This is a genomic window from Marinoscillum sp. 108, from assembly GCF_902506655.1.
Classification (GTDB): Bacteria; Bacteroidota; Bacteroidia; order Cytophagales; family Cyclobacteriaceae; genus Marinoscillum; species Marinoscillum luteum.
Window position 1 is genome coordinate 575513 of record NZ_LR734817.1, and the last position, 25399, is coordinate 600911.

General features: G+C 46.7%; 28 protein-coding genes. 15 read left to right on the top strand and 13 right to left on the bottom strand.

Going from position 1 to position 25399, the window contains the following annotated elements; all coding sequences use genetic code 11:
• Positions 1-44: 44 nt before the first annotated feature.
• The 3 genes from GV030_RS19945 to GV030_RS19955 form a co-directional block, all read right to left on the bottom strand.
• Positions 45-1349 carry a RagB/SusD family nutrient uptake outer membrane protein gene (locus tag GV030_RS19945; protein ID WP_159585116.1) on the bottom strand — a complete coding sequence of 435 codons (1305 nt, stop codon included), beginning with the start codon at positions 1347-1349 and terminating at the stop codon, positions 45-47.
• Between the two features lie 5 nt (positions 1350-1354).
• On the bottom strand, positions 1355-4306 hold the full coding sequence (locus GV030_RS19950; RefSeq protein WP_159585117.1) for a SusC/RagA family TonB-linked outer membrane protein: 2952 nt from the start codon (positions 4304-4306) through the stop codon (positions 1355-1357).
• Positions 4307-4480: 174 nt separating this feature from the next.
• Positions 4481-4993 (bottom strand): HAD-IIIA family hydrolase, encoded by a 513-nt coding sequence (locus tag GV030_RS19955; RefSeq protein ID WP_159585118.1) that lies wholly within the window; start codon positions 4991-4993, stop codon positions 4481-4483.
• Between the two features lie 86 nt (positions 4994-5079).
• Here GV030_RS19955 and GV030_RS19960 point away from each other — a divergent pair, with 86 nt between their 5' ends.
• Positions 5080-5469, top strand: coding sequence for a hypothetical protein (locus GV030_RS19960; protein WP_159585119.1), 390 nt, complete (start codon positions 5080-5082; stop codon positions 5467-5469).
• Positions 5470-5497: 28 nt separating this feature from the next.
• Here GV030_RS19960 and mltB read toward each other — a convergent pair whose 3' ends face one another.
• Complete coding sequence (gene mltB, locus GV030_RS19965) at positions 5498-6505, bottom strand: lytic murein transglycosylase B (RefSeq protein WP_159585120.1); 1008 nt, start codon at positions 6503-6505, stop codon at positions 5498-5500.
• A gap of 93 nt (positions 6506-6598) precedes the next feature.
• Here mltB and GV030_RS19970 point away from each other — a divergent pair, with 93 nt between their 5' ends.
• Positions 6599-7108, top strand: a complete 510-nt coding sequence (locus GV030_RS19970) for an SRPBCC domain-containing protein (RefSeq protein ID WP_159585121.1) — start codon at positions 6599-6601, stop codon at positions 7106-7108.
• Entirely contained in the window at positions 7105-7812 is a 708-nt protein-coding gene (locus GV030_RS19975) for a VOC family protein (protein WP_159585122.1), read from the top strand. Before GV030_RS19970 ends, GV030_RS19975 begins: the two co-directional genes overlap by 4 nt.
• A 47-nt stretch (positions 7813-7859) precedes the next feature.
• Here the strand turns inward: GV030_RS19975 and GV030_RS19980 are convergent, their stop codons facing one another.
• From GV030_RS19980 to GV030_RS19990, 3 genes are all read right to left on the bottom strand, one after another.
• Positions 7860-9374 carry an FMN-binding glutamate synthase family protein gene (locus GV030_RS19980; protein ID WP_159585123.1) on the bottom strand — a complete coding sequence of 505 codons (1515 nt, stop codon included), beginning with the start codon at positions 9372-9374 and terminating at the stop codon, positions 7860-7862.
• Positions 9375-9480: 106 nt separating this feature from the next.
• On the bottom strand, positions 9481-9831 hold the full coding sequence (locus GV030_RS19985; RefSeq protein WP_159585124.1) for an arsenate reductase family protein: 351 nt from the start codon (positions 9829-9831) through the stop codon (positions 9481-9483).
• 9 nt (positions 9832-9840) lie between these two features.
• Positions 9841-10929 (bottom strand): PQQ-dependent sugar dehydrogenase, encoded by a 1089-nt coding sequence (locus tag GV030_RS19990; RefSeq protein ID WP_159585125.1) that lies wholly within the window; start codon positions 10927-10929, stop codon positions 9841-9843.
• 163 nt (positions 10930-11092) lie between these two features.
• Between GV030_RS19990 and GV030_RS19995 the strand changes: the two genes are divergently transcribed.
• From GV030_RS19995 to GV030_RS20020, 6 genes are read left to right on the top strand one after another with little or no spacing between them, the layout of a single operon-like run.
• A complete protein-coding gene (locus GV030_RS19995; RefSeq protein WP_159585126.1) occupies positions 11093-11782 on the top strand; it encodes a glycosyltransferase family 2 protein in 690 nt (229 codons plus the stop codon).
• A 14-nt stretch (positions 11783-11796) separates the two neighbouring features.
• The gene (locus GV030_RS20000) at positions 11797-13254 is read left to right on the top strand and encodes a cellulose synthase family protein (RefSeq protein WP_159585127.1); all 1458 of its coding nucleotides are present in this window, start codon (positions 11797-11799) and stop codon (positions 13252-13254) included.
• Positions 13235-14539, top strand: coding sequence for a glycosyltransferase 87 family protein (locus GV030_RS20005; RefSeq protein ID WP_159585128.1), 1305 nt, complete (start codon positions 13235-13237; stop codon positions 14537-14539). The genes GV030_RS20000 and GV030_RS20005 overlap by 20 nt, the downstream gene beginning before the upstream one ends.
• Positions 14523-15026: a rhodanese-like domain-containing protein gene (locus GV030_RS20010; protein WP_159585129.1), complete on the top strand. Its 504-nt coding sequence runs from the start codon at positions 14523-14525 to the stop codon at positions 15024-15026. Before GV030_RS20005 ends, GV030_RS20010 begins: the two co-directional genes overlap by 17 nt.
• Positions 15019-15654, top strand: a complete 636-nt coding sequence (locus GV030_RS20015; protein WP_159585130.1) for a TIGR04282 family arsenosugar biosynthesis glycosyltransferase — start codon at positions 15019-15021, stop codon at positions 15652-15654. The genes GV030_RS20010 and GV030_RS20015 overlap by 8 nt, the downstream gene beginning before the upstream one ends.
• Positions 15638-16510, top strand: a complete 873-nt coding sequence (locus GV030_RS20020) for a hypothetical protein (RefSeq protein ID WP_159585131.1) — start codon at positions 15638-15640, stop codon at positions 16508-16510. The genes GV030_RS20015 and GV030_RS20020 overlap by 17 nt, the downstream gene beginning before the upstream one ends.
• A 9-nt stretch (positions 16511-16519) precedes the next feature.
• Here GV030_RS20020 and GV030_RS20025 read toward each other — a convergent pair whose 3' ends face one another.
• Complete coding sequence (locus GV030_RS20025; protein WP_159585132.1) at positions 16520-17200, bottom strand: Crp/Fnr family transcriptional regulator; 681 nt, start codon at positions 17198-17200, stop codon at positions 16520-16522.
• Positions 17201-17322: 122 nt separating this feature from the next.
• On the opposite strand from GV030_RS20025, the gene GV030_RS20030 reads away from it, so the two are divergent.
• From GV030_RS20030 to GV030_RS20040, 3 genes are read left to right on the top strand one after another with little or no spacing between them, the layout of a single operon-like run.
• Positions 17323-17862 carry a CopD family protein gene (locus GV030_RS20030; RefSeq protein ID WP_159585133.1) on the top strand — a complete coding sequence of 180 codons (540 nt, stop codon included), beginning with the start codon at positions 17323-17325 and terminating at the stop codon, positions 17860-17862.
• Positions 17859-18512, top strand: a complete 654-nt coding sequence (locus GV030_RS20035; protein ID WP_159585134.1) for an SCO family protein — start codon at positions 17859-17861, stop codon at positions 18510-18512. Before GV030_RS20030 ends, GV030_RS20035 begins: the two co-directional genes overlap by 4 nt.
• Complete coding sequence (locus GV030_RS20040) at positions 18499-18963, top strand: cytochrome c (protein ID WP_159585135.1); 465 nt, start codon at positions 18499-18501, stop codon at positions 18961-18963. The genes GV030_RS20035 and GV030_RS20040 overlap by 14 nt, the downstream gene beginning before the upstream one ends.
• Here GV030_RS20040 and GV030_RS20045 read toward each other — a convergent pair.
• The 5 genes from GV030_RS20045 to GV030_RS20065 form a co-directional block, all read right to left on the bottom strand.
• Positions 18960-19352, bottom strand: a complete 393-nt coding sequence (locus GV030_RS20045) for a hypothetical protein (RefSeq protein ID WP_159585136.1) — start codon at positions 19350-19352, stop codon at positions 18960-18962. The genes GV030_RS20040 and GV030_RS20045 overlap by 4 nt on opposite strands.
• A gap of 4 nt (positions 19353-19356) precedes the next feature.
• Complete coding sequence (locus GV030_RS20050; RefSeq protein WP_159585137.1) at positions 19357-19791, bottom strand: hypothetical protein; 435 nt, start codon at positions 19789-19791, stop codon at positions 19357-19359.
• 2 nt (positions 19792-19793) lie between these two features.
• Positions 19794-21029 carry an ABC transporter permease gene (locus GV030_RS20055; RefSeq protein WP_159585138.1) on the bottom strand — a complete coding sequence of 412 codons (1236 nt, stop codon included), beginning with the start codon at positions 21027-21029 and terminating at the stop codon, positions 19794-19796.
• A complete protein-coding gene (locus GV030_RS20060; RefSeq protein WP_159585139.1) occupies positions 21026-21652 on the bottom strand; it encodes an ABC transporter ATP-binding protein in 627 nt (208 codons plus the stop codon). Before GV030_RS20060 ends, GV030_RS20055 begins: the two co-directional genes overlap by 4 nt.
• Before the next feature lie 151 nt (positions 21653-21803).
• Positions 21804-22334 carry a DinB family protein gene (locus tag GV030_RS20065; RefSeq protein WP_159585140.1) on the bottom strand — a complete coding sequence of 177 codons (531 nt, stop codon included), beginning with the start codon at positions 22332-22334 and terminating at the stop codon, positions 21804-21806.
• A 247-nt stretch (positions 22335-22581) separates the two neighbouring features.
• Between GV030_RS20065 and GV030_RS20070 the strand changes: the two genes are divergently transcribed.
• The 3 genes from GV030_RS20070 to GV030_RS20080 all read left to right on the top strand — a co-directional run bounded on the left by GV030_RS20070 (position 22582) and on the right by GV030_RS20080 (position 25342).
• Entirely contained in the window at positions 22582-23853 is a 1272-nt protein-coding gene (locus GV030_RS20070) for a sodium:proton antiporter (protein ID WP_159585141.1), read from the top strand.
• 109 nt (positions 23854-23962) lie between these two features.
• Positions 23963-25030, top strand: coding sequence for a glutaminyl-peptide cyclotransferase (locus tag GV030_RS20075; protein ID WP_159585142.1), 1068 nt, complete (start codon positions 23963-23965; stop codon positions 25028-25030).
• A 15-nt stretch (positions 25031-25045) separates the two neighbouring features.
• Positions 25046-25342, top strand: a complete 297-nt coding sequence (locus GV030_RS20080; protein ID WP_159585143.1) for an SCP2 sterol-binding domain-containing protein — start codon at positions 25046-25048, stop codon at positions 25340-25342.
• The last annotated feature ends 57 nt before the right edge of the window (positions 25343-25399 follow it).

The window sequence follows — 25399 nt, forward strand, 5'->3', positions numbered from 1 at the left end:
AAGGGGTGTTCTGATGAACACCCCTTTTCTCTACTTCATTTATACTATTCTTTCTCACTCACTGGTCTTGGCAGCTGAGTCCACACATCGTCTCCGGCCCTATCCTTGGGCAGTGTCTGAAGCATGTCATACCTGCGCAGATCAATCCAACGGTGCGCTTCGCCAAACAACGAATAGCGGCGATTGTAAAGTAGTTCGTTACGAACATCGGCATCAGTAAATCCACCGGTGTACACACCAAGGCCGTGCGCATCACGTATCACTTCAAGGGCATCTATTGCCTCAATGTTATCCGTTCCGATGTTAGCTTCTGCATAGATCAGGATGAGTTCTTCATTGCGTATGATCGGAATGGGTGACGCATTGGAAGGATAAACAGTCACATCATAATCACCACTCAGCCCATCCAGTACGGCGGTCTCGGTGCGCTCAGTCACTTTGGACATTCTTGTGTCTCCGGCTCTGATATCGGTAACGAAAGATGGATGAGCTATCAAAGCTTCACTTTGATCCGGAGCACGGAAGATCGGGTTGATCTCTTCTGTTCCCACCACTGAATAATAGTGTTTAGGTCCAGCATCAAGGTCACCATTCAAATCCATAAAGGAGTCTCCCAAAGCCTCCAAAGCTCCGGCCTCATCACCGGCATAAAGGGCCACTCTGGCTCTGATAGCCCGGTTAAACTCGCCGAAAGTGGCAGGATCATCAAATCCGGCAAATCCACTGGACAATGAAAACATAAATTCACTACCCGCACCATTCAGATCGGTGTAAGCCTGATCCAATAATAGGGCAATGGCTCCCAGGGCCGCATCATAACCCACGAAAGCTCCCAGATTCTCTGTATCGGCCACATCGATCCTAATACCTCCCTGATACTGCAGGTTGAGGGCGAGCAAATAAGAGTAAGCCTGACAAGTCTTGGCAAAACCTTTCACTCCATTTCGTTCCGCTTCTGTCAGTGTCTCACTGGTATTCGCCATAGCTGTCATCAGAATGTTCGCATTCCTGATCACCTTATACCGGCCTGCATAGGGCCTGGTACCGTAAAACCCGGCATCATCCAACACGGCATCTCCTTTACCCAGGAGCTCACCTGTATATCTGGGATCAGAATTGGTAAAGAAGTAATACTCCCTTCCCAAAATGCCCAGTACGTCATAGTAAAAGCCAATCTCCGAACGCATCAGCTCCTCGGTGCCGGTGATCAGCAAAAGGATGTCCGACTTGGTAGCATCTGCTTCTATATCCACCAGACTAGGATTGTTCGGATCTGATATCTCTTCTATTTCACAAGAAAACACACCTGTGAAAAGAAGGCTTAAAAGTATGTATTTGAAATTTTTCATGATTCTCAGAATTTAACAATTAGGTGAAAATTGTATCTTTTGGAAGAGGGGAAAGGAGTGACCTCCACGCCGGAAGACAAACCCTGACCGCCGAAATTAGAAACTTCCGGATCGTAGCTTCGGTACTCAAAGAAGTTGAGCAAATTATTGGCCGAGACTCCAATCTTCACTGACTTGGCATAGTCCTGCAATACCGGCAACTTGTAATACAGCGCCACCTCACGCAGCCTTACGTAGCTGGCATTTTCTATGTATGGTGCAGTATTGGCACCGAGCTGGCTCAATCGATAATCTCCATTTCCGAGCTCACCTTCAGGATCCAGATCCACCTTGTCAAAGTCCGGGCTGGTACCACTAAGGTCAGAGAGCAAAGCCGTCAGGTTGATGTTTTCACCCCCCTGCTTCCAATGCCAAAGCATGGAGAACTCCAAAGGACCGTAATTCACCTGATTTAAAAAAGACATTTGAAAATCTGGTTGCTGATCGCCAAAAACCACCAAACCATCTTCATCCGGATTGGCACCTACACCAATAATCTCCGTAGGGCTGTGTCCTTCCTTGATCCTAAACTGACCGAGAAAATCGGCAAAACCACCCACCGTATAGGAAGGAATATCTAATCTGGTCACTTCAGAGGTGTTTCTCCAAAAAGACGTGGTGCTTGACCATGAGAAATTTTCTCTTCTTATCAGGTTCATATTCAATCCTATTTCCACACCTCGGTTTTCCATAGTGGCCGCATTAACCACCGCAGTGGTCTGACCAGTAGAGGATGGGATTTGTGCCCTCAACAGCAGGTCGTCCACTTTCTTCACATAATAGGTAGCGTCAATGGAGATTTTTCCATCCATCAGACCGAAATCTATTCCCGTTTCAAATTCAGATTGTCGCTCAGGGGCAATTTCTCTGTTGCCTTTCAGATTGCTGATAATCAAACCACCGGAACCGTCAATATTCACGGCATTCAGAGCGGAAAATTTATCACCGAAAACGGCAAAATTACCCGCTTCTCCATACGCTGCTCTCAGTTTGGTCTGTTGAAGAAAATTCACATTCCAGAAATCGAAATTGTGCAGATTGATGGCAATCGCCCCTTTTGGATAGTAGTAGAGTTTGTTCACATCTCCATTGTTAGAGGATTTATCACCGCGCACTCCGGCCGTGGCAATCACCATGTCGTTGAAGTTTACTTCCTCCTGAATGAAAAAGCCCCTATCCTGCTGAATGATTCGGTTTTGAGCCACACTTACAGAACCAGACTGATCAAGATTGGTCTGGGTTCCATTCATATCGGAGGCAGTTGCAATGATGTTATTCTGATCAAAATCGATAAACGTCAAACCTACCTGAGAAGTAAATGAAAGACCTGATGAGCCTGGAAAAAAATCGTGGATCAAGAATATCGATGCGTTGGAGTTTTGAGTGACTGTATTTCCCTGTACACTCACTCCATTCAAGCCATTGCCATCCTTCTGAAACTGCAGTGTGTTAGGGAAAATAGCTGTTGTGGAAAGTGTGTATTGATCAATCCCTCCATTCACATTCAGTCGCAGAGACTGATTGTCTTGTGTGATCAATCGGGCCACCACAGTTCCACCCACCAGAAACCTGTTCACCGTTTCATTGTTGGTAATGAGGTCTCTCGTCTGCAAAAAGTTGGAAGCGGCATAAGGATTATTCGGATACAGTCCATTGCTTCCCTTTCCCAACTGCGCCCATGAAGGAGTGGCCACAAAGGCTATCCCCATGGTGTTTCCCGAGTTGTCATTGTTGAAAAACCCTCTGTCAGCTGATGAATGAATGTAATTCGTGGATGCCTTCAGGTCGAGCCAGGATGCGATCTTCTGGTCAAGGTTGAGTCTGAAAGAAGTCTTTTCGTAGCCGGTATTCTTCACGATACCTTCGTCATCTTTTCTGGTTATCCCCATAAAGAACTTTGTCTTATCACTACCGCCTGTAGCAGTCACTCTGGAGGTAGATAGAAAACCCTTATTGCCATAAAGCTCATCTTCATAATCATGCAGATTACCTGCGGCCTGGGCGCTTTGAAAGTTGGCCACCTCGTCTGCACCAAAAGCCGCTTCTACCTTGGCTGCATCCCACTCTCGCGTACCCAGCGGGTTAAGAATTTGAGTCACTCCTACGGTTTGTGAAAGTGTGACCTCCGTTTCTCCACGCTCCCCGCGTTTGGTGGTGATGATCACCACACCGCCAGATGCCCGTGATCCGTAGATGGCTGCCGCACTGGCACCTTTCAAAATTTCAATAGAGGCTATGTCTTCCGGGTCTATATCGGCAATACGGTTCGAAGGATTGTCCTGATTGGACTGACTACCTCCACCAGCAGCTGCTGATACCACATTCAAACCGGCCGAAATGGATGAATTGTCCAAATAAACCCCATCAATGATGTAAAGTGGTTCATTGGATCCGTTGATAGAAGTAAGGCCTCTGAGCTTGATGGATATACCTCCACCAGGAGCTCCTGAATTTGAGACGATGTTGGCTCCTTTAAACTTACCATAGAGTGCTCCGTCCATTGTGGACTGATTACTCATTGTTGTCAGCTCTTTAGCAGAAATGGAAGCCACCGAGTTCGCCAAGTTTCCCCGCTTCACGGTAGATGCCAGACCAGATATCACCACCTCATTGAGACGAGTAACATCCTCCTCCAATGTGAGGGTCACATTAGATGAAGCGTCTACTTCGGCGGACTTAAATCCGATAGAAGTCACCAGCAGTCTGGCACCTGCAGGCGCTTTAAGTTTGAATTTCCCATCAAAATCTGTGATGGTTCCGTTGGTAGTTCCCTTTACCATCACGGTGGCACCAGGAAGTGGCTCACCGTTTTCGCCTCCCATTATGGTTCCGCTCACGTCTATTTCCTGAGCCATTGCCACATTCAGGCAGAGTAATGCTAGAAATGTCAAAAGACATCTTGAGTAATGTTGTTTCATAAATGTTCATTTTTGGTTCGGAATAATATACCAATTTTCTGCCTCAGAAAATTGCAAATCACCACCAAAAAAGATCAATTAATTACAATATTTGTATTTATGAAGTAAATACAGATTATTATTTTGTGAATATAATAATCATAGCAGCTACCCAAAGCCGGAAGCCAACAACCACTAACCGTTCTCCATCAAAATCCTCTTGGCTGCAGTCAAAAGATCTGGCTCTACAAAATCGGCCATTTGGTCATCATGACCATCCACCTGAATCGTCTTCAACCCCATCTTGATAGCAGGGATGAGATCTCTTTTTTTGTCTCCCACCATCCACGACTGTGACAGGTCGATATTGAACTTGGCCACAGCTCGCTCAAACATTAGCGTATTGGGCTTTCGCATCAAGGACTCGGAGTAGGTTTCATGGCCGGGAGCATAATAGATTTTATCGATCTGGTGGTTCAGTTCGGCTTGCATAAAGTCGTGACACTCCTGCATCTGCGCACGTGTATAGACTCCTTTGGCAATCCCTGATTGGTTGGTGACTACCACCAGCACATATCCCGCTTCCTTCAGTAAGGTAACAGCCTCGGGCACACCCTTGAGGATGGTAAACCGATCCAAGGAATAAGCATAATCCACATAATCTTTATTGATCACTCCATCGCGATCCAAAAAAACACATTTGTTCATTTTCCGTGATTGTTTCTGGCACAAACTCCCGGCAAATCTATGCGACGAGACGTGCAGGAATCATCTTTTTTTCGTAAAATACAGATATGTTAGATTTTCAAAAGAAAAAGCAGCTCAGCATCCTGGTAAAAATAGCCATGGTAGACGAAGATTTTGCGGACGCTGAGAAAGAGGTGATCAGGAAAATCAGTCAGAAATATGGAGCGACTTCTCAAGAGCTGACAGAAATATTTGACTCTCCGGCCACCGCAGAAAGCCTGGCGCCGATGACCCTCATAGACAAGATGGATTTTATGATGGACTGCATCCTGGTGGTGATCGCCGATGACATGGTCACATCATCCGAAGAATACTTTGCCCGGCAGATGGCTACACGTCTGGGCTTTAATCAGGACGTAGTGGCCTTCCTCATCAAAAACAAGGACGTAAGCCGCGAAGAGATGCGCGAGCTTATGCTGCCCTATCTCGTATCGTAAGAAGGTTGAATTCCATTATTAAATCTCCCTATTGCTTCACTGCTTCATAATCAGCATTGATCGCCTCAGCGAGCTGAAACACAGCCATGGCGTATAATTCACTATGGTTGTACCGGGTGATTACATAGAAATTGTTGAACCCAAACCAATACTCCATTCCATCCTCCTGCTCCAGCTCAATCAAAGCAGCCATGGTAGCAGGCGATAAATTGCCAGACGGCATATAGCCATTGTCACTGTAAAAGCGCAAGGAATTATTGGGTTTTACTCCCGGGGTAAGCTTGGTAGGATTGACCATATTTTTGATGGGTAAGGCCACCAATTCACCTTCTTTCCATCTATGCTCTTTCAGGTAGTTTGCCACACTGGCAATAGCGTCATCGGCCTGCATCAGATTTCTTGAACCTCCTTCGTCGTAGCTCTTGGCATATGCCTGATAACTACTTGGCATAAACTGCGCAAAACCCATGGCCCCGGCATAGGATCCCTTGATCTCGTACATATTCAGGTTCTCCTCCTTCACCAGCAGCAGGAATTTCTCAAGTTCAGCAGTGAAAAATGACGATCGCTTAGGAAACCCAAAAGCCAGGGTATAAAGGGCATCCAGCACCCTGTAGTTCCCTTGTCGCTGACCGTAAAACGTCTCTACACCAATGATCCCAACAATGATTTCCGGCGCCACACCGGTTTTGGAGCTTACATCATTAATTACTACTTTATTTTCTTTCCAAAATTCAACACCGGCAGAGATGCGATCTTCCGTCATGAAAATCTTTCGGTAACGCCCCCAGGTCATAGTGCCTTCAGCAGGTTTTTCCATTTTCCGAATAATACTCTCCTGATACCTGGCATTATTCAGAATCACTGTGACCTCTTCCAGACTCATCTCATTGCGATCGGAAAAACTCCTGGCAAACTCCGCTACCTTCACCTGATCGACCTGTCCGAAACCAGATAAACCCATCGACAATCCCAATAGCACCAAACCCATCGTTTTCTTAAATACACCCATTTTCATCACTTTTTTCCACCTCAAAGGTGGTTTGTTTACAAGACAATAAAAAACCCTCAAAAGTTATTGAATAACGTGTGATGGTGTCCATATTTCAGGATTTTAGTAAATTATGTCATGGCTGATCAAACGTGGAGCACTTTCAGGCGTAAAATTTACATCAACGCCCCTTCCGGGAAAATCTATTGGCATTGGGCCACGAGTAAAGGAATGGAAACGTGGTTTCTCAGAAGTTGTGAATACACAGACAACCGCGAGGTGAAGCGTGCCCGAGAAGAGCACGCACAGGCCGGAGACACCTACCTGTGGTATTGGCACAACTGGGCCGACGGTGAAACAGGCATCATCAACGAGGCAGATGGCAGAACCCATCTGGCATTCTCCTTCTCTGGAGCTCAGGTGACTATTGATCTTGAAGAAAGCAAAGGTGTGACCCTGGTGACGCTCACACAGCACCATATCCCCACAGATGATCGGAGTAAGATGAATGTCTACTATGGCTGTGGTACAGGCTGGACTTTTTGGCTGGCCAACCTGAAGGCTTATCTCGAACATGACGTACTCCTTCATCATACAGCACCTGACATGATGGGCCGCAGTGATTTCTCTGATTTTGTAAATCTATGATGCGCACCCTGATCAGTACCATATTGCTCATTTCTCTTTTCTCCTGCAGCGAGAGTCAGGAGATACAGTTCCGGTCCATGGTGATTCATACGCTCCGGCCTCAGGTTTTGCATGAATGGTATGCAGAGCACCTTGGGTTTGAGCCCGTCCACAAGCAATCCCTGCTTAGGGATGACTTCACGATCCACTTCAAGAGTCCGGAGGAACTTATGGCAGACGCGCCAGATTACAGGCATGGTTTTTTTAAGATTGGATTTCTCACCGATGAATTTGACGACCTTTTCGAGTCGCTTCAGCAGGGCCAGGTGGAGTTCCTGGGTGGTATTTTCAAAGACAACAATCTTTCCAGGCGCTCCTTTCTGATCAAGGATCCCGATGGTAACCGCATCCAGTTTTTCGAAACCAAGGAACAAGGCGGGCTACAGCCTTATTTTCTGGCTTTGCTCACTCCTTCCATTGGTGAAGCGGAAAAATGGTACCAAATGAGGTTTCCGGTAACCAAAACTCACAATCTCGACCTGAGGGAAAAGAAGATCTACATCCGACTATTGGAAGGTGAGGACTTTGCGATAGAAATTATCGAAAACAATGACCAGGTTTCCCCGCGCACGCTTGGTCCTGGATTTCATCAGTTTGAAATTGGGGGCATTGGTACACCTTTCGAAAAAGATAAGGATGGAAACAACATTATCAGTAACCTTTGAACCCAGCGCTTCGCTTTGCTCAAAGGTTACAGAATAGCGTTGGTGCTTTATTCATCCACTCGGTTCAAAACCGAATCCGGGAAGTAGCGATTGGTCAGTGCTACCATCTCGTCTCCTTTCACAAACATGTCTATGGTAATCTCCTCCGTGTGAGAGAGGCCGCAGGCACCCAATAACTCCAGTACTGCATGGATGGTGTTGTGATGGAAATAGTAGACCCGATCAATCTTGTCAGTCACCACCAGTCCTTTGGTGAGCATGGCATTTTGAGTAGCCACACCTGTGGGGCAGTCGTTGGTATTGCAGCGCAGTGCCTGTATACAGCCCAGACTAAACATAAATGCCCGGGCCGAATTGCAAATATCGGCACCCAGTGCTTTCATTCTTAGTATAGAAAAGGCCGTCAGTACCTTCCCACTTGCAATCACTTTCACTTCGTCTCGCAATCCGTACTTCAGCAGGGTGCTGTGTACAAATATGAGTGCGGGCTCTAGTGGTAACCCCACCGAATCAGAAAACTCAAGCGGGGCAGCACCTGTGCCTCCCTCGGCTCCATCTACGGTAATAAAATCCGGCCAGATCTCCAGTGCTTTCATCTTTTGTACCAAAGCGATAAACTCCTCTGTACGACCCACGCACAGCTTAAAGCCAACAGGCTTTCCTTTGGACAATTCTCTCAGGTTCTGAATAAAGTAAAGTAAGTCTTCTGGCCCACGGATATTCTTATGTCCTGGAGGGGAGATGATCATGGTATGAGGCTCCACACCCCTGATCCTGGCAATTTCTTCATTGTTCTTAATGGCCGGAAGTACACCCCCGTGCCCCGGCTTGGCTCCCTGAGAGATTTTCAGCTCTATCATTTTCACCACCGGATTGGCCGCTTTTTCTGCAAAAAGCTCTGGACTAAAATCGCCCTCAGGTGTTCTGCATCCAAAATAACCGGTCCCGATTTGCCATACAAGATCTCCGCCCTCTGCCAGGTGATAGTCTGATACCCCTCCTTCGCCCGTATTGTGGTAAAAGCCTCCCTTTTTCGCACCTCCGTTCAGGGCTCTGACGGCGTTCTTGCTCAAAGCCCCAAAGCTCATGGCAGAAATATTGAGAATAGAGGCACTGTATGGTTGGCCGCACTTGCTACTGCCTATGGTCACCCGGGGAAATTCCTTAACTGGTGGTGTAGCGTAGATAGAATGTCGCAGAGCTTCATAGTGGTCATTGTTGATATCCATCTGGGTACCAAACGGATGCGTGTCATTCACATTCTTAGCCCGGCGATAGACCAACGCCCGGTGGTTCCGGCTATAAGGCTTGCCGTCTGTACTTCGCTCTATGAAATACTGCTGTATCTCCGGAGAGATCATCTCAAAGAAGTATCTGAAATACCCCAGCAGTGGAAAGTTCCTTAAAATGGTATGACTTCTCTGTACCCGGTTATAAAAGCCGATAAAAGCCAGTGGGATTAATACCGTATAGCTCCAAAGCCAGTCCGAGCTATAATAATACCCCACCAAACCAACGGCTATCAGTATGAGGGGTGTAAGGAAATAAAAGGTGTGTCTCATATGTTGTCTAAAGATTGACTGAATGTACGAATCTTGTTCGATAGTTCATTCACTTTAGCACCTTCTTCTGCAAGAAAAGTTACACATAAGACAGTCAGGGCATCTTTTATTCGATTGCATCCTTCACCAGCTCTACATTTTTCTTGCTGTTGCCAATGAAGATCTGGTCATCAATGATGAAAACGGGGCGCTTCAAAAAAGTGTATTCTTCTAAGATGTAGCGCTTGTAATCCTCCTCCATGAGGTTCTTCTCTTTTAGGCCCCAGGCTTTGTATTTCATAGCCACTCTGGAAAACAGCACTTCATACGAACCCGCCAAAGCCTGCATCTCCCCTATTTGGGCTTCCGTAATGGGCTCTTTCTTAATGTCCTGGGTAACGAACTCCTCTCCAATTCCCAGCTCCTTCATGATCCGCGTGCAAGTAGAACACGTGGATAGGTAGTACACTTTTTTCATAGTCAAAAATCAATCTGGTAATAATCTTAAAACACCTTTGCCTTCCACACCGAGGTACACAAATCCATCAGGACCCTGCCTTACACTTCTCACCCGGCCAATCCCCTCCAAGTACTTTTCTTCCTTCATTATCTTGCTTCCCTCTACATCGCACCGGTGCAAATAGCCAAACTTTAAAGACCCAACCAGGAGGTCTCCCTTGAGCTTGCCGTACTTGTCTGAGGTCACAAAATCCATCCCACTGGGGGCAATAGAAGGCACCCAATAAACTTCCGGCTGCTCCATGCCATCCTTGGCGGTAATCTCAGTGAATTTGGTGCCATTGTAATTGATACCATAAGAAATCACCGGCCAGCCATAGTTCTTCTTTGGCCTCATGATATTCACTTCGTCTCCGCCTTTAGGCCCATGCTCGTGCTCCCATACCTCACCTGTTTCCGGGTGTACAGCCAGCCCCTGAGGGTTTCTATGTCCATAGGAATAGATGGTCTGCATGGCAATGGGGTTTCCCACAAAAGGATTGTCTCCGGGCACACTGCCATCATCATTCATTCTGTGAATCTTCCCACAATGGTTGTTCAGTTTTTGAGGGTTCTCATCCCTATTGCCACGATCTCCCACAGAAACATACATATAGCCTGCCTGGTCAAAGACAATGCGCGATCCGTAATGATGCCGGGTGTCTGAGGCAGGTTCCGCCCTAAACACTTCAGCGGACTCCACAAATGCGTTGCCCTGCAGCTTGCCGCGTATCACTGCGGTGGTAGCCAGATTGCCACCCATAGGCTTGGAATAAGACAGATAAACCCATCCGTTTTTCCCAAAATCCGGATGCACTTTCACATCCAGGAGGCCACCCTGCCCCGCCGCTACCACCTCCGGAGTTCCGCTGATGGCTTGCAGTTTGGTGCCATTCCATCTATATAGTGTCCCCGAGATGTCGGTCACCAGCATATCCCCATTGGGTAGCCAGTCCATCCCCCATGGGATGTTAATATCACTGATCACCACCTCAGTGCCAAATGAAAATTCATTGGCAGGCTGTGACCAACCATGGAGTGTTATTAAAAAGAAAAAGGAGAACATCAAATTCTTCATTCAGAAAATGGGGTTTGGTTTAAGGTTTTAAACCTAATCAGTAATTCATTGTTTCGATAACCAATACGTAATTTTCTATCCATCAGATTGCCCTCAATTGTCAGAGATGGGACACCTCCATGGAGGATACATGCATTAAATTTGAAGCGCAAAACACAAAGGCTTGAAAAACGACATCCGGGTCATCATTCCCGCTTTTAATGAGCAAAACGCCGTAGGATTGGTAGTCGATGAAATTCCAAAAAGTTGGGTATCGGAAATCATCGTGGTGGACAATGGGTCTAGCGATGATACATTTGCCCAAGCCGTGCGAAGCGGTGCCACTGCACTGAGGGAGAATCGACGCGGGTATGGCCAGGCCTGCCTAAGAGGAATGGAACATATAGCCAACAGCACCACTCAACCAGACATTGTGGTGTTTTTGGATGGTGACCACTCCGACTACCCTGCGCAGCTACCAGAGCTGGTACAGCCAATTCTCTCGGGAGAAGTTGATCTGGTCATTGGGTCACGCGCATTGGGTCAGAAGGAAAGGGGATCAATGACCCCACAACAGGTGTTTGGAAACTGGCTGGCGACTACACTCATCAGGTGGTTTTACGGGGTGAGCTATACCGATCTTGGACCTTTCAGGGCGGTGCGATACAGCAGTTTGATGGCTATAGGAATGACGGACACCAACTATGGCTGGACAGTGGAAATGCAACTGAAGGCGGCCAAACTCAAACTCAGAACCCTGGATGTGCCTGTGAACTATCGCCAGCGCATAGGAGTTTCGAAAGTCTCGGGCACGGTAAAGGGCACCATCATGGCCGGTTATAAGATTATATTTACCATTTTTAGGCACCTGTAAGCGTATTTGAGTACATGGAGTGGATCGTTATTTTTGGATATTCTTTTGCCCTGCTGATTATTAGTCTTTTCAGCTTGGAACAGCTATACCTGGCCTTTCTCTACCGAAAAGGAAAAAAGAATCATGTCCACAAGCCTCTCCACGAATTCCCGCTCGTGACCGTGCAGTTGCCTATATACAATGAGAAATACGTCATCGAGCGACTCATTGACTGTGTGTGTGCCCTGGACTACCCCAAGGATAAATTGGAGATTCAGGTGCTAGATGACTCCACAGATGAAACCAGTGATTTGGTGGTGGCCAAAATAGCCGAGTGGACTGAAAAAGGAATCAACATCCGTCAGGTGATTCGCTCAGAGCGCATTGGATTTAAAGCAGGGGCCCTCCAATATGGCCTGCAGAAAGCTAGGGGTGAATACATCGCCATATTTGATGCAGATTTTCTCCCCGATTCCGACTTTCTCCTGAAAACATTACCCGCATTTGAAGAAGGCACAGGAATGGTGCAGACACGCTGGGGCCATATCAACCAGGAATACAGCATTCTCACGCGGATGCAGGCCTTCGGGCTGAACGCACACTTTACCGTGGAGCAGGGCGCACGAAACTCCTCTGGTAAATTCATGAACTTTAACGGCACCGCCGGCATCTGGCGAAAGACCTGCATAGAAGAAGCTGGGGGCTGGCAACACGACACACTCACCGAAGATCTGGACCTCAGCTACAGGGCACAGCTCAAGGGGTGGAAGTTTCAATACCTGGAAGATGTGACCAGTCCTGCCGAGCTGCCTGTATTGGTCACGGCCATCAAATCACAGCAGTATCGGTGGAACAAGGGTGCGGCCGAAACGGCCCGAAAGAATTGTGTGAGTATCCTAAAGTCGAGCCAATCCTTTCAGGTGAAGCTGCATGCACTGCTTCATTTGTTCAACAGCTCAGTCTTCCTCTTCTTACTTCTGGCAGCGGTATTGTCGATCCCTGTTTTGTTCGTCAAAAGCACTCAGCCAGTTTTCGAAATCATTTTTAACCTGGGCGGAGTGTTTATCGTCGGCTTTGTGGGAATGACTATCTTCTACTGGGTATCAGCACGAGCGGCTACTCCCCATTTTTCACTGAAGTATTACCTGATTCATTTTCCTTTGTTTCTGACCTTTTCCATGGGCATGGCGCTGCACAATGCCATCGCTGTGACAGAAGGTTATCTGGGCATTAAATCACCCTTCATTCGTACGCCAAAGTTTAATATCAGATCCAAAAAAGACAGTTGGAAAGGGAATAGCTACCTGACCAAAGGAATTGCTCCACTCACCATTATGGAAGGCCTGCTGGCACTGTATTTTGTTTTTGGGGTGGTGACGGGCATCCAAATACAGAACTTTGGCCTCCTCCTTTTTCACACGATGCTCGCCCTGGGGTTTGGAGCGGTGTTTTTCCTTTCGATCAAGCCTTTCAATGATGCCAAAGCAGGATAAAACGGCTGTGCTTGCGGCAGTTTTTATCTTTTTTGCAGGTATTTCTGCGACCGGCCTTCTCATCCCCCGACATCATGGCTGGATGCTACTGTTTGCGTATTTCTCTGCCTTTTTCGCCTACTTCTGGCTTTGCAAAAGCGAGATCAAACTCCATCACCTCCTGGCCATAGGGCTGGCGGCCCGGCTCATCCTGTTCCTGGGACTTCCCTCACTGTCCGATGATCTCTACCGGTTCATTTGGGACGGCACCCTCCTCCGTGAAGGCTTTTCTCCATATGCCCGGTTGCCTGCAGAATACCTCACACAGGGAATTCAAGGTGTGGATCAGCAATTGTACGATCAGCTGAACTCTCAACCGTACTACTCAGTGTATCCACCTCTCAATCAACTGTTTTTTTGGATCAGTGCCTCTATAGGTACCTCCTGGCTGGCTCAAGCCAACGTACTGAGGGTGGTACTGTTGATGGCTGACCTGGGTAGTGTTTACTTTTTATACCGACTACTTCAATTACACCAAAAAGACCTCTCTGTCATCGGCTGGTTTTTTCTCAATCCTTTACTGATTCTGGAAGCCACTGGCAACATACACTTTGAAGGATTGGTCGTCTTTTTCCTTTTGCTTGGCCTATACGCCTTTGAAAAAAACCGGATGATCAGCAGCGGCATTGGACTAGGGCTGGCAGCCGCTACCAAGCTCCTGCCACTGATCTTCCTGCCGGCCATAGTGATTAGAAAATGGTTCAGGGATGGAGCCACTGTGGGGATAGTAGCTGGCCTGGTGGTCAGCATCGGCCTTATCCCGTTTATCAACTCAGCCATTCTTTCGGGCATGCAGTCCAGCCTGGGTCTTTACTTTCAGAAATTTGAATTCAATGCAAGCGTATATTTCCTTTTGCGAGAGGTCGGTTTTTGGCTGAAAGGGTATAATATCATTGGCATACTTGGCCCTGCCCTTTCGGGCATCACCATACTGGGCATAGTGGGACTGGCCCTGAGGGGTCAAAGAAGAAAATGGCCCGTGCACAAAACCATGCTCTTCTCCCTTTCGCTATATCTCCTGCTGGCTACCACTGTACATCCCTGGTATATTTTGCCACTTATCGCCCTTGGGTTACTTTCCGGGTTTTACTATCCCATTACCTGGGCATTGATGATTTTCGTTACCTATTTTGGCTATCAGGAGGCCGGATTCGAACTATCTGCCATTTGGGTTGTTTTGGAATATGGTGTGGTGCTAAGCACCTTTGCAATAGAACTCATCAGATCTCATGAGAAAAGCGCGTAACTTTTTTTTCTTTTTGCTCAGTATCCTTTGGCTTCCTGCCTGCGGGCAAAAGACCTTTGACGAAAAGATGGAAAGTTTATACCGCAATACGGTGCCGGTCATACAGGCTGATAAACTGAAAGACAAACTAACAAAAGAAGGAGTATACCTACTCGACACGCGGGCACCCGAAGAATTTGGCGTAAGCCATATTGCAGGGGCTCATTTGATAGATTTTGATAACTTTAAAATCTCCATGGTGCGGGAGATTCCCAAAGATGCAGAAGTGGTAGTCTACTGCTCTGTGGGCTACCGCAGCGAGCGGATCGGGGAAGAGCTACTGGCTGCAGGCTACCAGCATGTCAGCAATCTTTACGGAGGCATTTTCAACTGGAAAAACCAGGGGAATACAATAATCAATAAAAACAATCTACCCACTGACAGTGTGCACACGTACAATAAAAACTGGTCTCAGTGGCTCTATAATGGCATAAAAGTATATGAGTGACAACAGCGAAAACCTACTGATCATTTTTGTAAAGAACCTGATCCCCGGAGCGGTAAAAACCCGCCTGGCTAAGGATATAGGGATAGATGGAGCACTGGATGTCTACAAGTATCTTGTAGAACACACCTTCGAAGTGACACAGGATCTGGACTGTGCAAAGGCGGTGTTTTATTCGGAGTATGTGGAAATAGAAGACACCTGGGACACAGAAAAATACAAGCTCTTTGTGCAAAAAGGCCCGGATCTGGGAGATAGGATGATGAACGCCTTCAAGCATGGGTTTGATAAGAAATTCAAAAAAGTAGTGATCATAGGGTCTGATTGTTTCGAGCTGAAAGGCACACACATTGAAGAGGCCTTTGATCAATTGGACAAAAACGATATCGTGATAGGACCAGCCACCGATGGAGGGTATTATCTGATCGGGATGAATAAGCTTTACCCGCAGCTTTTTCATGACAAAAAGTACAGCCACGACAAAGTAATGATGGATGTACTCACGGAGATCGGAGAGATGAATGCCAGTTTTCACCTGCTACCTGAACTCAATGACATTGACACCTTTCAGGACCTGAAGGACTCCGACATAGAATTTGAATTTGTAGACCCGGATGATGCAGACCTCTAAACTCCTTTTGATCCTTGTATTTGCCGCTGGTGTATCCAACTCCTGCTCACAGAGTGCTTCTTCGCCTGCAGACCCATACTTGCAAAAAGACTGGGCTAAGAATGCCCTCTGGGATGACGGAAAGGCTGAAGTGATAACCTACGATGCGGAAAGAGTAGTTTACGGGAAATCCCGATCCTTTGAATATACCTATGTACTCGTCAAGGAAACTTTTAATAAGGAGTATCAGGTAAAAACCGATGCTTATAACCGCAATGACTTATATGAGGTCATGAAAATCAATAAGTTTTGTAGGATTCCTACCATGAAGTACCCGTATCATTATCTCACTTCGGTTTTTCTGAAAAGAGATAATGCCAGCCTGGTACACAAACTGACCAACACCTCACAGGAATGGTGCGGTAATACGGCCAAGTCTTTTGTGGAAGATGGAAACAACTACAAGTATCAATACATGAGCTACTGGGATGGACAGGGCAACGGCACGGATAAGCTCAGAAAAGGACCGTGGTTTGAGGATCAGCTAAGCTATACGCTCCGAACATTAAATTTTGAAGAGGGGATTACTTTCGACATCCTCCTCTACCCCATGCAAATCAGCAGCCGGGCAAACCTGCCGGAAGCAGAAATAGCGACCATTTCTATCACCAGGACCAACGCAGAAGACCTGAGTCACATTGACCCGGCCTTTGTCTCCAACCCATGGAAAGTGAACGTGAGTAGGGCTGAAGGGCCTGATCTCTCCTTTTGGATCAACGGTGAGTACCCAAACTACCTGCTCCGAATGGAGGCCACCGATGGTCGCAAGCTCTCCATGAAGAGCTTAATAAGAGATGCCTATTGGGCACACGAGTAAGTAACCTGACTAGCTCAGGCGGGCCATATCCCGAATGAGGATTCTTCTCCGATCAAAGTTGATCACGTTTTCTTCCCGGAGCTCGTTCATCACCGTGGTGACTGTCTGTCTGGAAGTGCCCGTAAGACTGGCAATGTCCTTGTGGGTAAGATGATTCTTAATCATCATTTCAAAACCTACTTTTTGACCTTTTTCCTCCGCCATTTCCTTTAGAAAATCAACGATCCTAGACCTGGCATCCTTGAAGACCAGCGATTCTATCCGGCGCTCCATCTTGCGAAGCCTAAAGCCCAAAATTTTGAAAATCTTAAGACTGAGTTCCTGACTGTCCTTCATCAATTCCTTCAGGTCTTCTATGGTCATCGGGCAGACCCGTGTGTCATCATCCATGGCCTGAGCAAAATCTGACCGCCTGTCCTCTCCCGCCAATGCGAGTTCTCCAAAAACCTCTCCTTTGGTAAGAATGGCTTTTACAATCTCCTTACCTTCCTCAGTGTAGCTCCCTATCTTTATCCGTCCAGAGGCGATCATGTAAATGTTCAGGGAGGGCTGATCAGGGAAATAGATAAATTCATCCTTTTTGAAAACATTGGGGCTGTGCTTTTCCTCCATGCTGGGAGTCTTCGCAGGACACAGTATTTCAAATAAATCTACGTCTTCAAAATACCAGAGCTTAGATTGATCACTCATATGCTAAATTCAAATAGTTAGGAATAGATAAAAGTTTGTTAAGTGTGCCACGGAGTTACATTTTTGTGCAACTTTTGCCGCAACGTAAGTCTAACAACATAAATGCTTAAAATGTCTCATTGATGGACTATTTAAATGTAAAAGCGCTTCATATCATCTTCATTGTCACCTGGTTTGCGGGGCTGTTTTATATTGTGAGGCTTTTCATTTATCAGACTGAGGCGCAGCTTAAACCAGAGCCGGAAAAGACCATTTTGAGCGAACAACTGGCCATTATGGCGCGCAGACTTTGGCTTGGCATTACCTGGCCGTCAGCCATTCTCACCCTGATTTTCGGTTCGTGGCTCCTCATTTTGCAGCCCGCCTGGCTTCAACAATCTTTCATGCACATCAAGCTCACTTTTGTGTTTTTTCTGTTCCTCTATCATTTTAGCTGCCACTACCTCTACAAAAAATTACAAAAAGGAGAAACTAAATTCACCTCCAATCAATTAAGAATCTGGAACGAAGTAGCCACATTGTTTCTGGTGGCCATCGTATTTCTGATCGTTGTAAAAAATCAAATAAGCTGGATATGGGGTACCATCGGCATTTTCACTTTTGCCCTAGCACTCATGCTGGCCATCAAACTTTATAAAAGAATAAGAGAACAATCAAGATGAACAAGTTTAACCTGTTATTCCTCCTAGGGCTAACCCTTTCTGGCTGTGGAGAAGTGAAGTCCAACTACGAGCTCCCCATCCTGGGCCGATCGGAAATTAATGAATCGGTCGTCAATGGCGAAACAGTGTATGACACCATCTATCACACCATTCCCGATTTCCAGTTTGTAGATCAGGACAGCAGCCTGATCACCAATGAAACCTTCTCTGGGCAGGTGTATGTGGCTGATTTCTTTTTTACCTCCTGCCCCACCATATGCCCGGTAATGAAGCAGCAAATGCTGAGGGTATACGAGGCATACAAAGACCATCCTGAAGTGGCGATCCTATCGCACACCATTGACCCGGAATATGACACTGTGGCACTGCTCAATGACTTTGCTGAGCGACTGGGGGTGTCCTCAAACACCTGGCATTTCGTAACGGGAGATAAGGACGAAATCTATGATATTGCTGAGAAAAGCTACATGGTAGTGGCCAATGAAGACGAAACCGCCCCCGGTGGATTCATTCATAGCGGCGCCTTTTTGTTAATTGATCAGCAAAGAAGAATCAGGGGAGTATATGATGGCACAGTGCCAGAGCAGGTGGATATCCTGATCCACGACATTGCCCGACTGACTACCAAAAACACCGATGAAAAACTTTAAACCAACACTCCTCATTCTGGTAATTTTCCTGACCTCTTGTGGTACCTCACCCAAGAAAACCGCAGATGAAAAGCCAGTGGACAGGCGCACGGAAATCCGACTCACTCAATACATGGTGCAGGGGAAGGTGCTCTACCAAACCTACTGCTCCAATTGTCATCAGGCAGATGGCACTGGTCTGGGTAAATTATACCCACCGCTGGCTGGTTCGGATTATTTGATGGCGGACCTCAAAGAAGTGGCCTGCCTCATTAAGAATGGAAAAACTGGTGAGATCATGGTAAATGGTGTCAGCTATAATCAAATGATGCCTGCCAACACTCACCTTACGCCCATTGAAATCGCTGAGATAGTCACCTATATCAGCAACTCCTGGGGAAATGAAGCGGGCATCTCAGCTACACGAGATGTCACCCAGTGGCTCAAAAACTGTGATCAGGCCGAGAATTAATTCAGGGCCTTCTGGCCTTCTTCCAGAGAGCTGAGCATGAGGCGCTTTACCTCTTCTATCTCTTTCAACTGACCTTCAAGATAAGCCTTCACTTCTTCCTCGGATCCGGCAAAATCGGGATCAAAGCCGTGCATCCAGGTCATCATAGATTTATTGGCGGAGCTCACAGCCACCGCCAGTTCGCGATAGCGGGCAGCCGCCGTGGTATCCCCTGCCACAGAGTCAGCCATGGCCAGTAGTTGCTTCTCAGTCATTCTAAGCTCACCCATTTTGGGCATTACCGCATCATGGACTTCCATTACCTGATCCTTCAGTCCTTTGGTGTCCTCCTTTTTCGTTTGGCTACATGCCGCCGCTAAGACCAGGCATATCAAGAGTATTTTCTTCATAGGGTTAATTAGGTTGTAGTTTGGCTCCTTCCAGGATGTACATCAGTTGGTCTACATCAGAATCATTTAATTTTAGCTTTCCAGTAATGGTCACCTTCTTAGCTGTATACTTTACAGACTCGTCAAGGTAGATTTCGGCAACTGACTCAGGACCAGCACCCCCGCAAAAAAAACAGGAAGCCACGGGCACAGATGAAATAATCAGATGATCCGGCTCAAACATCCCTTCGAAAGGGATGATATAGCCCGAAAGCTCTATTTCTTTTCCTTCAATACTTTTGATATCCGGACCAAACTTGGGAACATATATTTCGCCATATTCGTCCTTTGATTTTTCGTATTCGATCTTGCTGAGGGTTTTCCAGTTCTCAGCCGAAGTACCCTGTGCCATCGCACAAGTACCCAACATGATCATCAAGCCGCTTAGTAATAGACGCATATTTATCCTTTTGCTAATGTTTCTGAAATATCTGTTTTATAGGCCAGTACCGCCGGAATCACAGAGGCCAAAAAGCCAATAAGTAAACAACCAAAGAGCACAATCCATTCCTCATTGATAAAATAAAAAGTGCGCGGATTAATCCCCTCCAATGATGATGCCATAGCATACACCACTCCATGAGCAATGAGCAATCCTGAAATCGCCCCCACAAAAGTAATCATCAATCCCTCAAATAAAATGTGGAGTAAAATCTGGCTGCGTGTGGCCCCCATGGATCGCATAATGGCTATATCGTACTTTCGGTCCTTCAGGGAGTTGAGCAAGGCAATGAACACACTTACTGCCGATATAGCGATGATCATCACACCCAAAATATTTAATACCTGAATGCCCACCCCTATGATGTTAAACAACCTGGCAGTTTCAAATGCCGGGGAAGCAGCCTGCATGCTACTCTCTCCATTGATGGCCCGTGGCAACATCACCGCACCCATAGGAGAACGGTACTTTACCAGAAGCGCTGTGATCTGCTCCTCCTCATACTGCTCCTGAGTGACCGTGAGGCCCCAATGATCGATGGAGACCAGTGAGTCTTCTTCGTGTGATTCATGCACCTCTTCATGGCCATGCACCTCCCAGATACTCGCCACCCCCGTCAGGATCAGCTTGTCCAGCACGGTATTGGAGGGCGACATGATCCCCACCACCACAAATGGCTCACTTTCGTGGGCTTCTCCATCTTCAGACAAACCATGCTGACTCTCAAAAGTGTCACCCAATCGAAGGTTCAGCTTTTCGGCTGCCAGAGCACCTACAACCACCTGCATGGGCTCATGAAACCACTCGCCCATCGTCAGTTCAGCTCCATACAAGGCAGCATACGCGTCTGTGGTGCCCACAATCCGGTAGCCAGCGTAGCTGTCGCCCAGAGAAAGGGGAATCACCTCGCCGATGTATCTACTATGGCTCACCTCTGCAGCTTCCTTGAGGTTGATATTCCCTGTGGGAAAATCCACATGAAAGATATTGGCCAGAATCAGCTGGAGGGGGCTTCCTTTGGCACCAATCACCAGGTCCACTCCTTTGGTGTTCTTAGAAATTTCGTTTTCAAGCTCCTTGGAAACCAGCAGAATCAACAGCACCACTGTCACCCCGAAAGCCAACAGGAGCCAGCTCAGAAAACTGCTGAGTGGCTTGGCCAGGATACTTCGCAGACTCAAGTATGGGATATTCATAATGTCAACTGGTTTGGAAACTCACTTTTTACCCGATGGTCATGTGTGGCGATGATCAGGGTGGCCCCGCAGGCCTCAGCCTGGCTCTTCAGCAACCGAACCACTGCGGTACAGCTCTCGTCATCGAGGCTGGCAGTGGGCTCATCACCAAAAATCACCGCTGGCTGGTTGATAACCGATCGGGCAATGGCCACACGCTGAGCCTGCCCCTGGCTTACCTCATAAACCTTCCGATGAGCAAGATCACGAATCTGCAAATCCTCCAATACCTGATTGATCTCCTTGTTTCGTTTTGGCTTGTGACCAAAAAATGTGGCCAATCTGATGTTTTCTTCCACTGTAAGCGACCCGATGAGGTGGGGCTTCTGAAACACAAAACCAATGTGCTGCCCTCTGTATCGATCCAGTGCCGATGAGGACAAAGCTTCCAGGTGAGTGCCTTCTATCACCACCGAACCTGAAGTAGGTCGTAGCAATCCGGACAGCAGATGAAGCAAGGTGGTTTTTCCACAACCCGATGGGCCCAGGATCAACGCATGATCACCCGATGCAACCTCCCAGTCCGGGAAGTTGAGGGCTGCTGCCTCGTCATAGGCAAACTTTAAGTTTTTAGTGACTAACAATTAATATGACTATTTTAATAATATTTTGTAAAATATTTATTAATTTAACTGAGTATTCTCAAAAGACCAGCTAATATGACCTTACTATTCTTTCCTGTTGTCGTCGTGCTTTTCCTATACTATTCATTCAAAGGCAGACTTAAAAAAAGCATCAAGCCTGTTGATGAAGTAGCCGGTTGATCTGATGCCGATGATGAATCAGGTGTGCATTGAAAAACTTCACCATAGCGGGTAAAGTAATTCGCCCAGCCATTGGATGTTTATAAATGCCCTTATTCAGAAACTCATCAGGGTACTCATCCAGAAACGCCTTCAGGTCATCACTTGTTTGGTCGAATAAGGATTTCATTTCTTCTAAATTCCGCTCATTAGACGGGCTGATCACCACTGCAGGCGCTTTTATCTTGATTCTTGAATAAAGGATGATATCATACACTTCCATCCTCACTGAATTGAATAGAGAAGCTCTCGGCATTTGATCTCCCGCGAGTAGCTTTTTCTTACAATAATTAAGGGATCCACTTTCCGCAAAATGCAGATGATCCAACACCTGCAAAACCGACCACTGATTCCCCATCGGCTTCCACCGGAGCTGATCCTCACTACAGGGTTGAAGCTGCCGAAAAAGTGATTCCTTCCCCGCCTGAAGCCGATCATAGTGCACTTGGATTTTCCTATTCATAGTCCGCAAATTATACAAAACAGACCAAATCAATACCCCTTTGGGGACGGGCCAATCTTGCAATAAATGGCAAAAAAAAGTATCTTCGGCATGACTTTCGTGCTGAATGTCGATAAACCACCCAAAGCCGTTGCTCAGCATTAAATTGTGAGCAGGGTCAATTGTAGCCTGTTGATCCTATGTAATATGACGAATAATAAAATAACTTTGCGGTACCAAACGCCTAAACGATTAATCGGCAACACTTATGCACGTATTTGATATTATTGCCCTTTTCATTTTTCTCGCAGGGCTCTTCATATTTGTCAATACCTACTTCCTGAAATTACCGTCTTCCATAGGTCTTATGATCATGGCGATCGTGCTGTCTGTGATCATTTTGATTGTGGGTTTGATTTTTCCCAGTCTTCAGATTGGAGCTGTGGAGCTCGAAGAGTACGATTACGCAGAAGTGCTGTATCATGTGGTACTCTCCTTCATGCTGTTCTCTGGGGCCTTAAACATAGATTTTAAGAAGCTATCCAAACAACGCACCCCCGTACTGATACTGGCTACCACGGGTGTTTTGATTTCCACTTTTGTCATTGGAACCCTAGTCTTCTACATGCTCGAGTTTGTGGGCATAGAACTGCATTATCTCTATTGTCTGGTATTTGGAGCCTTGATCTCCCCAACAGACCCCATAGCGGTTACCAAAACCATCAGAAGGTTCAACCTGGATAAAGAGCTTGAAATCAAGATTGCCGGGGAGTCTCTCTTCAATGATGGTATGGCCGTTGTGCTGGCACTTACCCTGCTGGACATAGCCCATGCGGGCGAAGATCATGCCCTCTCGGTATTTGAAACTGTTTATATCATTGGTGCCGACATTGGTGGAGGAATCTTCATCGGGCTTTTCCTGGGTTATCTGGGATACAGACTACTGAAATATGTAGACAACGATGCAGTAGAGGTAGAAATTCTTATAACTCTGGCCATCGTCATGGCGGGTTCATTTCTCGCGGATTTTATACATGTGTCGTCCAAGCAAGCGGCAGTGGTCATGGGACTGGTCATTGGTAATGAAGGGCGAGGTGAGCACGTAACCAGTGCGGCAGGAGATTATGTTTTTAAATTCTGGAACCTGATGGAGGAATCGCTCGCAGCGATGCTCTTCGTACTCATCGGACTGGAAATGCTGGTGATCCCGCGAAGGCTGGATTATTTCTCAGCGGGGTTCTTTGCTGTCAATATTGTACTGCTGGGAAGATGGATCAGTGTTTACATCCCAATCAAGCTGATGTCAGTCAAGCGGTCTTTTTCGCCCAGTACAATCCCGGTGCTCACCTGGGGTGCCCTTAGGGGAGGTCTGCCCATTGCACTCTCGCTTTCATTGTCAGATTTTCATGGCAAGGATATCATCGTCACCATGACCTACATTGTGGTGGCCTGCTCCGTGCTCTACCAGGGCCTTACGGTACCTTTGTTGATGAAAATGAACTTTACTGAAAAGAAAGAGCGCAAAGTCCACGGACACTAGGTCTGATAGCATCGCCTTTTCAGTATCCAAATACCTTAAGGTTCGTTTGTTCTTGTAGTCCGTACTGCCTTCCGCATTTATTGGGTAATTATACTAATTTTACCGGCTCATGAAAACGACCTACACATTCATAGCATTCGCCTTGGCCTTACTTATAAGCTTGTTTTCCTGTAGCGGAGAAAAGGAAAATGCGGAGGCCAGTCATGGCTCCCCACGAATCAAAAAGCACAGCAAACTGGTGGCTCCCAAAGTGAACTCGGAGTACCTCCTGGGTGATGCTGTAGATTTTTCGATAGAATCAAAAGAAACAATCGACTCCATCGTGCTGGACTACGAAGGACAAGCCAAAACCTATCAGGAGCCGAACTTTCAATGGACCGCCGATCAGGCCAAAACCGGGACTCAAAAACTTCGGGTGACTGTGTATACCAACGGAACCACAGAAACTCACTATCCGAAAATTCGCTTCTTTTCAGATACGCAACCTGAAGCCTACACCTACGAAGTGATTCGAGAACTCCCCCACGACCCGGAAGCCTATGTACAGGGCCTGTTTTTCTTGGATGACACCCTGGTGGAGAGCACAGGGCGAGAAGGACTCTCCAGGCTGAGTAAAACCAACCTACTCACCGCTGAGAAATATCAAACCGTGAACCTATCCAGTCAATACTTTGGCGAAGGAAGTACCGTTTGGGAAAATCAGATCATTCAGCTTACCTGGACTTCTCAGGTGGGCTTTGTATACAACCGGGCGCTGGAGCAGACCAACACCTTTCATTATACCCATGAAGGTTGGGGAGTTACTACTCTGAACAATACTCTGGTGGTAAGTGATGGCACCGAGGTGCTTCACCTGCTCGACCCCAGGGACTTCTCAGAAACCGGACGACTTGAGGTGTATACGCATGATGAAAAAATAGTGAACCTCAATGAATTGGAAATTATTGATGGCCTTATCTATGCCAACGTATATATGGAAGACCTCATTGTGGTGATTGATCCAAAAACAGGCAAAGTGCTACGAAATATAGATATGACAGGTCTGTCGAGTCAGTTTAATCCCCGGGAGATCGATGCACTGAATGGTATTGCACATCATGCGGCTACAGGGCGTACATATGTGACTGGCAAGCTCTGGCCTAAACTTTTTGAAGTTACCTTTAAACCAAAGAACTAATCTTAACAACACAACATGACCCTATCTGAAGCTACCGAAAAAGTAAAGAAACTGGCCGCCAACAATGGTGGAAAAGTAAAAGCCAAAATTAACTTCAAATTTGACGAGGGTTTGATCCACCTCGATGACACTGTAAGCCCCACCATGGTGTCCAATGAGGAGCTCGACGCTTCCTGCACCATCAAATTATCTCTGGAAAACTTTGATAAAATGATGCACGGAAACCTCAATCCGATGATGGCCTTTATGGGTGGAAAAATGAAAATTGATGGCGATAAAGGGGTGGCCATGAAACTAGCCTCATTGTTTTGATGACAAGATAAAATCCCTCTGGACGTGATGACTTCAGATAGCCGTCAGGTCATCACA